Source organism: Pseudomonas sp. stari2 (assembly GCF_040760005.1).
Taxonomy (GTDB): Bacteria; Pseudomonadota; Gammaproteobacteria; order Pseudomonadales; family Pseudomonadaceae; genus Aquipseudomonas.
Map to the genome: position 1 here is coordinate 2,683,274 of NZ_CP099760.1, position 12,440 is coordinate 2,695,713.

The 12,440-nt window shown below is 61.8% G+C and carries 14 protein-coding genes; 6 read left to right on the top strand and 8 right to left on the bottom strand.

Annotated elements, in window-relative coordinates:
• Complete coding sequence (locus tag NH234_RS12275; RefSeq protein WP_085733138.1) at window positions 1–870, bottom strand: CAP domain-containing protein; 870 nt, start codon at window positions 868–870, stop codon at window positions 1–3.
• Window positions 871–1,009: 139 nt separating this feature from the next.
• Complete coding sequence (locus NH234_RS12280) at window positions 1,010–1,780, bottom strand: alpha/beta fold hydrolase (RefSeq protein ID WP_085733137.1); 771 nt, start codon at window positions 1,778–1,780, stop codon at window positions 1,010–1,012.
• A gap of 112 nt (window positions 1,781–1,892) precedes the next feature.
• On the opposite strand from NH234_RS12280, the gene NH234_RS12285 reads away from it, so the two are divergent.
• Complete coding sequence (locus NH234_RS12285; protein ID WP_367256701.1) at window positions 1,893–2,837, top strand: aldo/keto reductase; 945 nt, start codon at window positions 1,893–1,895, stop codon at window positions 2,835–2,837.
• A 56-nt stretch (window positions 2,838–2,893) separates the two neighbouring features.
• Here the strand turns inward: NH234_RS12285 and paoC are convergent, their stop codons facing one another.
• Genes paoC through paoA form a run of 3 tightly spaced genes read right to left on the bottom strand, consistent with a single transcriptional unit; the run spans window position 2,894 to window position 6,683 of the window.
• Entirely contained in the window at window positions 2,894–5,092 is a 2,199-nt protein-coding gene (gene paoC, locus NH234_RS12290) for an aldehyde oxidoreductase molybdenum-binding subunit PaoC (RefSeq protein WP_367256702.1), read from the bottom strand.
• Window positions 5,089–6,045 (bottom strand): xanthine dehydrogenase family protein subunit M, encoded by a 957-nt coding sequence (locus tag NH234_RS12295; RefSeq protein WP_367256704.1) that lies wholly within the window; start codon window positions 6,043–6,045, stop codon window positions 5,089–5,091. Before NH234_RS12295 ends, paoC begins: the two co-directional genes overlap by 4 nt.
• Complete coding sequence (paoA, locus tag NH234_RS12300) at window positions 6,042–6,683, bottom strand: aldehyde dehydrogenase iron-sulfur subunit PaoA (protein WP_085733133.1); 642 nt, start codon at window positions 6,681–6,683, stop codon at window positions 6,042–6,044. The genes NH234_RS12295 and paoA overlap by 4 nt, the downstream gene beginning before the upstream one ends.
• A 283-nt stretch (window positions 6,684–6,966) precedes the next feature.
• Here paoA and NH234_RS12305 point away from each other — a divergent pair, with 283 nt between their 5' ends.
• The gene (locus NH234_RS12305; RefSeq protein WP_085733132.1) at window positions 6,967–7,173 is read left to right on the top strand and encodes a hypothetical protein; all 207 of its coding nucleotides are present in this window, start codon (window positions 6,967–6,969) and stop codon (window positions 7,171–7,173) included.
• Window positions 7,174–7,252: 79 nt separating this feature from the next.
• Entirely contained in the window at window positions 7,253–8,317 is a 1,065-nt protein-coding gene (locus tag NH234_RS12310; RefSeq protein WP_367256706.1) for a hypothetical protein, read from the top strand.
• A gap of 92 nt (window positions 8,318–8,409) precedes the next feature.
• Here NH234_RS12310 and NH234_RS12315 read toward each other — a convergent pair whose 3' ends face one another.
• A complete protein-coding gene (locus tag NH234_RS12315; protein ID WP_367256708.1) occupies window positions 8,410–8,682 on the bottom strand; it encodes a hypothetical protein in 273 nt (90 codons plus the stop codon).
• 227 nt (window positions 8,683–8,909) lie between these two features.
• Here NH234_RS12315 and NH234_RS12320 point away from each other — a divergent pair, with 227 nt between their 5' ends.
• Together NH234_RS12320 and NH234_RS12325 are read left to right on the top strand one after the other, a co-directional pair.
• Complete coding sequence (locus tag NH234_RS12320) at window positions 8,910–9,974, top strand: hypothetical protein (RefSeq protein ID WP_367256709.1); 1,065 nt, start codon at window positions 8,910–8,912, stop codon at window positions 9,972–9,974.
• Window positions 9,975–9,992: 18 nt separating this feature from the next.
• Window positions 9,993–10,346: a DUF1428 domain-containing protein gene (locus NH234_RS12325; protein ID WP_367256711.1), complete on the top strand. Its 354-nt coding sequence runs from the start codon at window positions 9,993–9,995 to the stop codon at window positions 10,344–10,346.
• Window positions 10,347–10,361: 15 nt separating this feature from the next.
• On the opposite strand, the gene NH234_RS12330 is transcribed toward NH234_RS12325, so the two are convergent.
• The gene (locus NH234_RS12330) at window positions 10,362–10,556 is read right to left on the bottom strand and encodes a hypothetical protein (RefSeq protein ID WP_007957125.1); all 195 of its coding nucleotides are present in this window, start codon (window positions 10,554–10,556) and stop codon (window positions 10,362–10,364) included.
• Window positions 10,557–10,663: 107 nt separating this feature from the next.
• Between NH234_RS12330 and thpR the strand changes: the two genes are divergently transcribed.
• On the top strand, window positions 10,664–11,203 hold the full coding sequence (gene thpR, locus NH234_RS12335) for an RNA 2',3'-cyclic phosphodiesterase (protein ID WP_367256713.1): 540 nt from the start codon (window positions 10,664–10,666) through the stop codon (window positions 11,201–11,203).
• Between the two features lie 124 nt (window positions 11,204–11,327).
• On the opposite strand, the gene NH234_RS12340 is transcribed toward thpR, so the two are convergent.
• Entirely contained in the window at window positions 11,328–12,425 is a 1,098-nt protein-coding gene (locus NH234_RS12340; protein ID WP_367256715.1) for a polyamine ABC transporter substrate-binding protein, read from the bottom strand.
• Window positions 12,426–12,440 lie beyond the last annotated feature (15 nt).

The window sequence follows — 12,440 nt, forward strand, 5'->3', positions numbered from 1 at the left end:
TCAGGGCGCGCCGAACAGCATCGTCCAGTACACACCGTTGTCACTGCGGGCATCACTGGCAAATCCGGCGCCGACCTGGGTGAACATCGGGTTCATCAGGTTGGCGCAGTGCCCGGGGCTGGCGAGCCAGCCGGCCATCGCGCTGCCCGGTGAGCTTTGCCCGGCAGCGATGTTCTCGCCGATCTGCCGGCCACGGTAGCCGGCGGCGTGGGCACGGTCGGCCGGCATGTCGCCGTCCGGGTCCTGGTGAGCGAAGTAGTTGCCGTAGGCCATGGCCTTGCTGTGACCCTGGGCAGCGGCGCCGAGGGACGGGTTCCAACTCAGGGGCCGGGCGGCGGCGAAACGCTGGCGTCCGCACATCCGGGGCCGGGCGCGGGCAGCGTTGACTTGCGCCAGCAGGGCCTTGCCGACGCTGCGGTTGTCGCCCATGCGACTGTCGATCACCGGCCGGGCCAGCACCACTTGCCACTCACTGCGGGCGCGGCTGATGCCGATGTCAGCGTACTGCGCGTCGATCAATGCGCTGCAGTGTTCGTCCTGCAACTGATCGAACGCCTCTTCGGCATCTTCGGCCCCGACAATGCGGATGCTGCGCACGGCCACCGCCGCATAACCGGAAGACTTCAACTGCTCGCGCAACCCACCGCCGCCGTAGCCATAACCAATGGGCAACGCAATGTTCTGCTTGAGCGCCAGCGGCGCCAGGCGTTGTCCCGCACGCCGGTCACAGCGTTGCGGATGGGCGCGCAGGTCATTGATGGCGGCCGCCAGTTGTCGCTCCGCGCCAGCATGGGCGGAGGGGGCGAGCAAAGGAGAAAGGAGCAACAGGCACAGCGATACGAAGCGAGACGAACGAACGGCGTGGCGCATGGGACGCAAGACTCTGAAAAAGACAGTGCTGACAGGGAGTTAACCGCGAATGCGGCGCGTGTAGGACTGACCTTTCTGCACTTGGTTCACGGGGCGCCCATGGCTTTGTCCGGACGCCGACGAACTGCGCAGTGGCCGCTCACCGGTTCAACACTTCCTTCATCCATTGCAGGTATTGCGGGCGTTCGGAAATCGTATTGTGCGTTGCCTCCGCCACCACTTTCAGGGTTGCCACGCCATCGGGGAAACTGCGCAGCAGGCGTTCGCTGCTACCCCGTGGCACCACCTCGTCATCGCTCGCCGCCAGCAGCAGGGTCGGCGCACGGATATGCTCGGCGTATTTGCCGGATTCGTAACGCTCCTTGAGTAGCCATTTCACCGGCACCCATGGGTAAAGCCGGACGGCGAGTTCCTGGAGACTGTTGAAGGGTGTGACCAGAATCAGCCGTGTCACCGGCCGCTGACTGGCCAGCCGCACCGCGACACCGGAACCCAGGCTGCGCCCGATCAGAGCGATCTGCGGATGCCTGGAAAACACCTGATCGAACAACCCCAGAGCGTCCCGGGCATTCGCCTCTTCGGACGGGGAGCCACCGCTGCCGCCAAAACCGCGATAGTGCAGCAGGTAGATCGCGTAGTCGGGGAAGGTCTCGGCAAAGGCCGGCAGATTGCGTGAAACGTCCTCGGCATTGCCACCGAAATAGATCAACGCCCGCGCCCCGGAATGCTCGCGGACACTGACGCGAATGTCCGCATCGGGCATTGTCAGAGTCATCCGCGATTCCGCCGAATCCATTGAGCCAGCCTGCGGAAAATAGATCAGCGAGCGCTGGAACACGAACAGCGCTGCACACAGGATCAGGTACAGGGCCAGCAGCAAAGCGACGAGTGACATCAGGATTCTGGACATTCGACTAACTTTAACGGGGCGTGAGGGTTCGCCAATGCAGTGTAGTTGAGCCTTCCCCGGTGACTGCCGCCGCACACAAGGTGCAACAGATCCACCCGACAGAGAAGCCAGCATGAGCCACACTGAGGGCTATTCCCGCCGCCGTCTGCTCGAGTTGGCGGCGGGAGTCACTATCGTTTTCACGTTTGACCGGGCGTTGGCTGCCGCCACGTCGTCGAGTGCCCCCGGAGGCCAGACCATGCAGACCCGCGCCATTCCTTCCAGCTCTGAACTGTTGCCTCTGGTAGGGCTGGGCACCTACCGCGGCTTCGACGTCGCGCCCGGCGAACCGGCCTATAAACAATTGCCGGCGGTGCTTGATGAACTGTTCAGAAAGGGCGGCACGCTGATCGACAGTTCACCCATGTATGGCCGCGCCGAGGAAACCACCGGCGAGCTGTTGTCGATTCACGAACCGCGCTCACCGGCGTTTTTGGCGACCAAGGTGTGGACCCGCGGGCGCGAGGAGGGCATCGCGCAGATGGAAAACTCCTTCCGTCTGCTGCGCACCGATCGCATCGACCTGGTGCAGATCCACAACTTGCTGGACTGGCAAACTCATCTGCCGACCCTGCGGGACTGGAAAGAGCAGGGGCGCATCCGTTACATCGGCATCACCCATTACACGCCCTCGGCCTATGACGAAGTGGAAGCGGTGTTGAAGGCCGAACCGCTCGACTTCCTGCAAATAAATTACGCCCTCGATGACCGTGGCGTGGAAAAACGCATCCTGCCGTTGTGCCGCGAACGGGGTGTGGCGGTGATCTGCAATCGGCCGTTTGGCGGTGGCGGGCTGTTGGCCCGACTCAAAGGCAAACCCCTGCCGGGTTGGGTATCGGACGTGCAGGTCAACAGCTGGCCGCAACTGGCGCTGAAGTTTTTGCTCTCGAACATGGCGGTAACCTGCGTGATCCCGGGCACCGGCAATCCGCGTTACATGGCCGACAATGCTGGCGCCGGGTTCGGGCCGATGCTGACGGATGCGCAGCGGCAGCAGTTGATTGCGCTGGTTGGGTAATTTCTATCGGAGGAGTGAGTAGCGCACTGGCACCCCATGCTAGTGCGCCAGCGGATTCAGGTCATAGGCGGCAGCGAATCGAGAATCTTGTCCAGGGTAATCGGATACTCCCGCACCCGCGCACCAGTGGCGTTGTAGATTGCATTCGCCACCGCCGCGCTGACCCCGCAGATCCCCAGTTCGCCTACGCCTTTGGCCTTCATCGGCGAAGAAATCGGGTCGGTTTCATCGAGGAAGATCACCTCCTGATGCGGGATGTCGGCGTGTACCGGCACCTCGTAGCCGGCCAGGTCGTGATTGACGAAAAAACCCAGGCGCTTGTCCACCGCGAGTTCTTCCATCAACGCCGCGCCGACGCCCATGGTCATCGCGCCGATAACCTGGCTGCGGGCGGATTTCGGGTTGAGAATCCGCCCCGCAGCGCAGACCGCGAGCATGCGTCGCACGCGCACTTCACCAGTCGCGGAATCGACCGCCACTTCAACGAAATGCGCACCGAACGTCGACTGCTGATACTGCTTGGCGAGATCGGCGAATTCGATGCTGTCCTCGGCTTCAATCGCCCCGTTTTGTGCGGCGTTGCGCAACGGGACGTGTTTGTTGCCGAGCTGCACCTGGCCATCGGCGAACACCGCGTCACCCTCGGTCATGCCCAGTTTCGTCGTCACCGCTTCGCGCAGTTTCATGCACGCGGCGTAGACCCCGGCGGTCGAGCAATTGGCGCCGAACTGGCCGCCGGAGCCGGACGACACCGGAAAACTCGAATCCCCCAGATGCACCACCACATCCTCCAGGCCCACGCCCATCATTTCTGCGGCGGTCTGCGCGATGATCGTGTAGCTGCCGGTGCCGATATCGGTCATGTCGGTTTCCACGGTGATCTTGCCGTCACGCTCCAGTCGCACCCGGGCGCCGGATTTCACCAGCAGGTTGTTGCGAATCGCCGCCGCCACGCCCATGCCGATCAGCCAGCGACCTTCGCGACGGGTGCCGGGCGTTGCATTGCGCTTGTCCCAGCCGAAGTGTTCGGCGCCGGTTTGCAGGCATTCGATCAGGCGTCGTTGCGAGAAGGGCCGTTCGGTTTTCACCGGATCGACCTGGGTGTCGTTGAGGATGCGGAACTGGATCGGGTCGAGCTTGAGCTTTTCCGCCATCTCGTCCATGGCGATTTCCAGCACCATCAAGCCCGGGGTTTCGCCGGGGGCGCGCATGGCGTTGCCTTCGGGCAGATCCAGCGGTGCGAGGCGCATGCTCACCAGGCGGTTTTCCCCGGCATAGAGCAACTGACTCGGCTGTGCAGCGACTTCGACCTTGCCCTCGGCCAAGTTGCCCGACCAGCCTTCGTGGGCGATTGCGGTGAGTTTGCCGTCCGCCGTGGCGCCCATGCGGATGCGCTGGAAGGTGGCCGGGCGGTGGGTGGTGTTGTTGGCGATTTGCGGGCGGGCGAGGGCGACCTTCACCGGGCGGTTGGCCAGGCGCGCGCCGAGTGCGGCGAGGATCGAGTCGGCGCGGATGAACAGCTTGCCGCCGAAACCGCCGCCGATGTAGGGCGATATCAGCCATACCTTGTCTTTGGGCAGGCCGAGGGTGGTGGCGACGTCGCCGACGCTCCAGGCAATCATCTGGTTCGAGGTCCACAGGGTCAGTTGATCGCCTTGCCACGCGGCGAGTGTCGCGTGGGGTTCCATCATCGCGTGGGACTGGTCCGGGGTGCTGTATGTCTGGTCGAACTGCACCGGGGCGGCAGCGAAGGCCGTGGCGAAATCGCCGTGTTTGACGTCCGGCAATTCCTCCTTCGGTTCTTTGCCCTGATCGCGTACCGCGGCGAGATCGAACTGGCCTTTGTCTGCCGCGTACTCGACGTGCACAAGTTGCGCGGCGGCCCGCGCCTGTTCGAAGGTTTCAGCGACCACCAGCGCCACTGCCTGGTGATAGTGTTGCACCTCGGGGCCGGCCAGCAGGTGTGCGGCATTGTATTTGCCCTTGCCGAGTTTGCCGGCATTGGCGGCGGTGACAATGGCCAGCACGCCAGCGGCGGCGTGGGCCTCGTCCAGATCCATGCGCGTGATGCGACCCTTGGCAATGGCCGCACCGACCATGACGCCGTAAGCCTGATTTTTTGCCGCTTCATGTTGTTCGTAAGCGTAAGGCGCCTGACCGCTGGTCTTCAGCGGGCCTTCGATGCGGTCGGCGGGTTTGCCGATGACCTTCAACTGGTCAATCGGATTGGTCGCGGCGGGTGTGTCGAATTTCATGCTTCGTCCCTCGCTTGGGCCAGCACCGAGGCGAGCGTGCGATCCACCAGCGTTACTTTGAACTGGTTGTCATGGGTTGGCGTGGCGCCGTCAAGCAGACGCGCACTGACGGCTTTGGCGCCTTGAGGCAGTAGCGCTTCTGCGGCCTCGACACGCCAGGGTTTCGGCGCAATGCCACCAACGGCGATGCGGCCGCTGCCGTCCTTTTGCAGAATCAACCCGACAGACACCAGCGCGAAGGCATAGGACGAGCGATCCCGCACCTTGTGATAGACGTGGGTGCCACCAACCGGGGCGGGCAGGGTTACGCCGGTAATCAATTCGCCGTGTGTGAGTGCGGTTTCGATATGCGGTGTACTGCCGGGCAAGGCGTGGAAATCAGCCATGGCGATGCGCCGGGTGCTGCCATCGGGCTTGAGGGTTTCGATCTGCGCATCCAGCGCACGCAGGGCAATCGCCATGTCGCTCGGATGCGTGGCGATGCACGCGTCGCTGACCCCAATGATGCCGAGTTGCCGGGTGACCCCGCCAATCGCCGCGCAACCACTGCCGGGATTGCGTTTGTTGCAGGCCTGATTGGTGTCGTAGAAGTACGGGCAACGGGTGCGTTGCAACAGGTTGCCGGCGGTGGTTGCCATGTTACGCAACTGCCCCGAGGCTCCGGCCAGCAAGGCACGGGAGAGCAGGCCGTAGTCTTTGCGCACGCGCGGATCGGCGGCTAGATCGGTGTTGCGCACCAGCGCACCGATGCGCAAGCCGCCCTCGGGAATGGCTTCGATCTGGTCGAGCCCCAAGTGATTGACGTCGATCAACTGCGGCGGCGTTTCGATGTCGAGCTTCATCAAGTCCAGCAGGTTGGTGCCGCCGGCGATGAACCGCGCGCCTTGCGTTTGCGCCGCTTGTGCAGCGGCTGCGGCGGGGGAATCGGCGCGACTGTAATTGAAGGCTCTCATGCCGATTCCTCCGCAACTTCGCTGATGGCTTCGATGATGTTGGAGTAGGCGCCACAACGGCAGATGTTGCCGCTCATGCGTTCCTGCAACTCGCTGGCGATCAGTTGCGGCGGCTCGGTCAGGCTCGGACTGGCGTGGCTGGGAATGCCGTCGCGGATTTCCTTGAGCACGGCCACCGCCGAGCAGATCTGCCCTGGTGTGCAATAGCCGCACTGATAACCGTCATGCTTGATGAACGCCGCTTGCATCGGATGCAATCGGTCCGGCATGCCCAGGCCTTCGATGGTGGTGACTTTGGCGCCGTCCTGCATCACGGCCAGGGTCAGGCACGAATTGATCCGCCGGCCATCGACGATCACCGTGCAGGCGCCGCACTGGCCGTGGTCGCAGCCTTTTTTGCTGCCGGTCAGGTGCAGGTGTTCGCGCAAGGCGTCGAGCAGCGTGGTGCGGGTATCGATATCAAGGGCCTGCGGCTTGCCGTTGATCTCAAGCGTTACTTTGGTCATGGCCGGTCGCTCCAGATTGGCCGCGTAGGCCTTGAGGCTGATGAAGGGCGGCAGCGCAAACGCTGTCGCTGTCACGGCGCCGAGAATCAGGAACCGGCGTCGGGACATCCCCGATGGCGGATGATCGTTCATGGCTGGGCTTCCTCTGATCAGGTCGGCGGGTTGCAAATGACCCGCACGTGCACGCCGGCGTGGTTGCCGGTCTTGGTCTGTTCTAGGAGTGACCGCGGGGGAGAGGAAAAGGTTTTGTCGGATTTTTGCCCTCGCACCCCGCGTCCCGAACAGAGGCAGACAAGGCGATCAACGGTCATGGACCGTCAGTGAATCATCGGTGTTTTCCCCGGTCGAAACTGCGGTTGCGCGCACCGCGCTGACCACTTCCGTCGTCAAGACCTTGGTTTTAGGGAAATTCTGAATGATGCGTGCAACAAGCTTGTTGCTGACTGTTTCTGCCGCCGTATTGCTGGGCGGTTGTGTGGCGGACTTTGATGATGACTACCGCCATGGCCGGCATTACGACCGCGACCATGGCCGTTACTACGAGCATGATCGGCGTTGGGACGACCGCGATTACGATCGCCGCGATGGGCGTCGCTACTACCGTGACCGGGATGATGATTGACCGTGTGTGAGCAGGCATGACGGGATGGACGTAGTAGTGGCGATTCAGTAGCATCGCGGCTTTTCCCTCAAGGATGAACATGCCAGTCACTTCGCTCCTTCGCCGTTCTTCGGCGCTTTTCGGCTTGATGGTGTCCCTCTCGGGGCTTGGTGGTTGCGCACTGACGGGGACCTATCAGGACGCCACCGGGCCGGACGCTGCCAAGATGCGTTTCGTGGCCAACACTGACAATGCCACCGTCAATTACTTCGACGCCGAGCATTGTGATGGCCTGACCACTGGCATCCTGAACAATTTATTTGTCAGAGACAGTCCGCGGCGGGTGGGCATGATTGTGGCGCCTCCGGAAAAGGCCCGTGGTTATCTTGAAGTGAAGTTGCCACCCGAAAAGGAAGTGTTCCTGCAGGTCAATACCCAGGTGGGCTATGGCGTGTGTGGCGCGGTGTTCGGTTTCAGACCCGAGCGCGCAACGGAGTATGAACTCACCTTCGAACTCAAGGGCAACCAATGCTTGACCTTGATGCAGCGCCTGCAACGGGTTGATGGCAAGGACGTGCGTACACCCGTCACCATCAGGCGTGACGGATTTGCCGCTTGTGAGGGCCGCAGCCCGATCTTTCCGAAACCACCTGCGCTGCTGCCCGATACGCCGGAGCGCACGGCGATGATGGATCGCATCATTGCCGGCAGTACGTTTGTCCGGATGACCTCCGACACGACCAAGGACAAGGTCGTGGGCAACTCACCGGAAAAAATCGACTCACTGATCAGCGAGCGCAAGGCCAAGCTGGGCTTCAATCTGCCGGACGAATACTGGACGCTGTATCGTCAGAATCTTGAGGCGTTCGATCAGGATTTCGCCGCCAAGAAGACGCTGGTCATGCAACGCTCGACCGACGAATACCGCAAACGCCTGAGTAGCGCGGATGACAAGCAATTGAAGGAGTGGGCAGGAACCGGCGAAGCCGCCAAACCCAAGAATGCGGCGCCGGCGGAGCTGGAAAAAACCATGATCATGTTCTATTTCCAGACGGACAGAGAGGTGACGGTCGAAACCATCAATCGCCACCTCGACCGCATGGCGAAAATGGAGCAGCAGTACGACGTCTGCTCGCGCTACGCCGATTGCTGGAAACGTTTGTAGTCCGTCGGCGCTGACAAAAAAAGCCCACTGAGCCGAATTAGCCAGTGGGCTTTTTCATGGCCGTTGCTCAAGGGAACGGCAAGTTGCAGCGATTAAAAATGAGCGTTCGCCCGGACGCTGGATCGCGCAGGCACGGAGGCCTCGATGTCCAGCAAATGGGTGGCGAGTATGTCGCTCAGAAAGCGGAACTGATCGTTGAGGCCCACCACTTCATTGCTGAAATGATTGCTCGCGGCGGGCATCAGCAGATCTTCGAAATCTTCGTTGAACACCAGCGGCTGTGTCTTCAACGACACTACGTGCTGGTCGTAATAGTTGTTGCCGAAGTCCGGGAAACTCACGGAGAGGGTGACGGTATGACTCATGATGTGAACTCCTCGTGGTGTGTGTCTCGGATGGGTGAATCCTGCGCCGGACGCGTTTGATGCGGAAGGCAATCGTCGTAATGGTGATCATCGACGTCAGTGATGGTTGGAACAAAAGCTGAAATCCCGCGCCCGGATCGAGGATCGATACAACCGGACAAACGGCTGAAACCCGCACCTATACTCAAATCGTTACCTCCAGATCTGACCCAAAGGACACCGCCACCGTGAACCTGCGTGCGCTGATCGTCGCCGCACTGATGTTGCTGGCCGGTTGCGCGACGACGGCGCGAGGCCCGGCGAGCGCGCCGCCGGTGGTGGTTTCACCGGCTACGTGGCAGCAGATCGACCGGGACATCGTTACGGCGTCCCGCCAGTCCACCGAGCAGGTCAAGGTTTTTGCCCGCGGCTCGATGGAACATTGGCGCATTCGCGTCTATGAGCAAACTGAAGAAAAATTCATCCCGTGGTTCAGCAGTTACTGGACCCAGGAATGGCTGTCGATGAAGGTCAGTTGGTACACCATCAGCGCAGGCGGCGAGCAGGATGCTTCGTCCAAACGCCTGGCCGCGTATTTGCTGGAGCAATATCAGGAGCGAGTCCTGGCGCCGGTGGCGGTGGAGATCGATCCGGACGCGATCCTCGCGCAGTCCACCGGTTATTACGCGCAACTGATGGCACAGCAGATGCCGGTCATCGCCCAGCGCTACGGTGTGCCCATCGCCCAGTTCAATGGGCACTTGCAGAAAATCCCCGCCATTGCCCTTGGCCCGCCGCCGGCCCGGGATGCCTCGCTGTACCAGATCGTCAGCACGGAACCGTTGAACACCTTGCCAGCCTACGCGGCGTTGATCGATAAAATCCACACCGACGGCGGCGCCAAGGGCATTGCCTCGACCGACGCGGGCATGGCTCCGGTGGCCAAGCGTGCCAGCCAGCGCATGGAAGCGGAGATGGCCCCACGCGGTGCCGCCAGTGCGGTGGCTGCTGCCGCCGGCAAACTCGTCGGCGGACTGATTTCGGTGGGCGTGGCGGGCATCCGCGCCATCATCCAGGCCAGCGACCGCCCCGACAGCGAGGCACTGATCCGAAGCAGTCTGGGCAACACCTTTGACAAGGCGTGGCTGAAACTGGTGCAGAACCCGACGACCGGGGTGATGGCGGGCACGCTGCACATGGCGGCGCAGGTCGAAGGCAATCTGGGCGGGGGTGATGAACCGTCGGTCGGCCAGGGCGCCACTCCTGTCGAATGGCGGCCGCCTGAGTCGACTACTCAGCAGATCGACCCCTAAACCCGCAGGAGAACGACCATGGCTTACATCGATGTTTTTGTCGCACCCGTGCCGAGCGCCAATCGTGAACAGTATAAAAAACACTGCGAAATCGCCGAGAAACTGTTCAAGGAGTACGGCGCCCTGGAGGTGGTTCAAGGCTGGGGCGATGACGTGCCGGACGGCAAGGTCACCTCATTCCCGATGGCCGTAAAACTCAAAGAGGGCGAAACCGTGTCGGCCGGTTGGCTGGTCTGGCCGGACAAGGCCACTCGCGACGCCGGCATGGGGAAAATGATGGAAGACCCGCGTATGCAGCCGGACGTCAATCCGATGCCGTTCGATGGGCAGCGGATGATCTTCGGTGGCTTCAAGAACATTCTCGAGTCTTGAGGCCGAACTGCCGGATCACTCCGCCGACGGTGTGATCCGGCAGCCTTTGCGGTTGCGAATCTGTTCGTCCGTCGGCCGCTCGCGCACGAATTCGAAACGCGGCTCGCCCTCGCTGTAATGCACCAGCCAGCCCCATTCCAGCTCGCTCTCATCTTGTCCGGGATTCGGCGGTCGAGCCCACCAGGGTTCTTTGCTGAGGATTTCGCGCATGACGTCCTCCGGTTGATGGCAATCGTTGAACTATAAACCCCATGCCGAGAGTCGCCAGGAATGGCCGTGTAGAATCGACGGATCGACATCGACAAGGGAGCGGGGCCATGACGGATGACAAGCACGGCGAACAACCGTTCAAGCGGCTGTTCTTCGCCCTGGACTGCCCGCCTGCACAGCGCAAGGCGATTGCTCAGTGGCGTAGTGAACTGGGTTTGCGTACCGGCAAACCGGTGCCGGCGGACAATTTTCATCTGACGCTGCTGTTTCTCGGCGCGGTGCCGTTGGCGCAGATCGGTGAAGTCTGCGAGGCGGCATCCAAAGTAAGTACGCCGGGCGAGGCGCTGAGAATTTCGCTGGATCGCTTGCAGGTCTGGCGCCGCGCCGGGGTGTTGTCGCTGGCGCCTGAACAGGCACCGCAGGGATTGCTGCGACTGGTCTATGCGCTGGAGCAGGCGATGTTGCCGTTCGGTTTTGAAGAATCGACGCGTGAGTATCGTCCACACCTGACACTGGCTCGGGACTATCGCGCTCCGGAGCCGGAATCCGCCACGCTGCCGGAGTTCTTCCTGCGGGCCGAGCGCTTTGCGTTGTTCGAATCCCACAAGGGCCGTTATCGGATTGTTCAGGATTGGCCGCTGACCTGAGCCCACAAAAAAAGGCGCCCGAGGGCGCCTGAATTCACCTGAACCGAGGGAGGCCAGGTGAGGCCGTTCAGAGCGAGGGTGCAGCGGTGGTAAGGCGCTGCGTGAACGGGAAATCGATGTGTGTTTACTTGCCGAGTTTCACCCGGGTCCAGCCCCGGGTCATGATTCGTTGCGTGGCAATCGGCTGATCCGGCACCGCATACAGCGTGGCCATCACTTCCTGCGACGGGTACGAGCCCGGGTCGTTGCGGATCGCTTCGTCCACCAGTGGCGTGGCGGCGGCGTTGGCGTTGCTGTAGCCGTTGCTGTTGGTGATCTCGGCGATGATGTCCGGACGCATCAGGAAGTCCATGAACAAGTAAGCGTTCTCGACGTTCGCCGCATCGCGGGGGATGGCGACCATGTCGTAGAAGCTGCCGGCACCTTCTTTGGGAATGCTGTAGTCGATCACCACGTTGTTGCCCGATTCCACCGCGCGGGCCTTGGCCTGCAGCACGTCACCGGAGTAACCGACCGCCACGCAGATGTTGCCGTTGGCCAGGTCAGAGATGTATTTCGACGAGTGGAAGTACGCCACGTTCGGGCGAATCTTCATGAACAGCGCCTCGGCTTCCTTGATGTGCGCGGTGTCCTTGTCGTTCACCGGATAGCCCAGGTAGTGCAGGGCAGCCGGGATCATTTCGGTCGGCGAGTCGAGGAAACTGATGCCGCAAGCCTTCAGCTTCTCGGCGTTTTCCGGTTTGAACAGCAGGTCCCAGGAGTTGGTCGGCGCATTCTTGCCGAGCGCTTCACGCACCTTGTCCGGGTTGAAACCGATGCCGATCGAGCCCCACATGTACGGGAACGCGTGAGCGTTGCCCGGATCACTGGCGGAGGCGTTTTTCAGCAGCACCGGGTTGAGATTCTTCCAGTTCGGCAGCTTCGATTTGTCCAGGGTCTGATAGACCCCGGCCTTGATCTGCTTGGCCAGGAAACTGTTGGACGGCACCACGATGTCGTAGCCGGATTTACCCGCGAGCAGACGCGCTTCGAGGGTTTCATTGCTGTCGAACACATCGTAGGTCACGCGGATGCCGGTCTCGTCCTCGAACTTCTTGACGGTGTCCGGGGCGATGTAGTCCGACCAGTTGTAAACGCGCAGCACCTTGTCGTTGGCCTGGACGCCCGTGGCGATTGCGCCCACTAAGGACAGTGTCAGCAGAGTCCTGCCAAACATTTTCATCGGTACAACTCCATT

Bases quoted from the DNA above. Each gene is read 5' to 3' on its own strand.
- NH234_RS12275 (WP_085733138.1), bottom strand. From the start codon at position 870: ATGCGCCACGCCGTTCGTTCGTCTCGCTTCGTATCGCTGTGCCTGTTG.
- NH234_RS12280 (WP_085733137.1), bottom strand. From the start codon at position 1,780: ATGTCCAGAATCCTGATGTCACTCGTCGCTTTGCTGCTGGCCCTGTAC.
- NH234_RS12285 (WP_367256701.1), top strand. From the start codon at position 1,893: ATGAGCCACACTGAGGGCTATTCCCGCCGCCGTCTGCTCGAGTTGGCG.
- paoC (WP_367256702.1), bottom strand. From the start codon at position 5,092: ATGAAATTCGACACACCCGCCGCGACCAATCCGATTGACCAGTTGAAG.
- NH234_RS12295 (WP_367256704.1), bottom strand. From the start codon at position 6,045: ATGAGAGCCTTCAATTACAGTCGCGCCGATTCCCCCGCCGCAGCCGCT.
- paoA (WP_085733133.1), bottom strand. From the start codon at position 6,683: ATGAACGATCATCCGCCATCGGGGATGTCCCGACGCCGGTTCCTGATT.
- NH234_RS12305 (WP_085733132.1), top strand. From the start codon at position 6,967: ATGATGCGTGCAACAAGCTTGTTGCTGACTGTTTCTGCCGCCGTATTG.
- NH234_RS12310 (WP_367256706.1), top strand. From the start codon at position 7,253: ATGCCAGTCACTTCGCTCCTTCGCCGTTCTTCGGCGCTTTTCGGCTTG.
- NH234_RS12315 (WP_367256708.1), bottom strand. From the start codon at position 8,682: ATGAGTCATACCGTCACCCTCTCCGTGAGTTTCCCGGACTTCGGCAAC.
- NH234_RS12325 (WP_367256711.1), top strand. From the start codon at position 9,993: ATGGCTTACATCGATGTTTTTGTCGCACCCGTGCCGAGCGCCAATCGT.
- NH234_RS12330 (WP_007957125.1), bottom strand. From the start codon at position 10,556: ATGCGCGAAATCCTCAGCAAAGAACCCTGGTGGGCTCGACCGCCGAAT.
- thpR (WP_367256713.1), top strand. From the start codon at position 10,664: ATGACGGATGACAAGCACGGCGAACAACCGTTCAAGCGGCTGTTCTTC.
- NH234_RS12340 (WP_367256715.1), bottom strand. From the start codon at position 12,425: ATGAAAATGTTTGGCAGGACTCTGCTGACACTGTCCTTAGTGGGCGCA.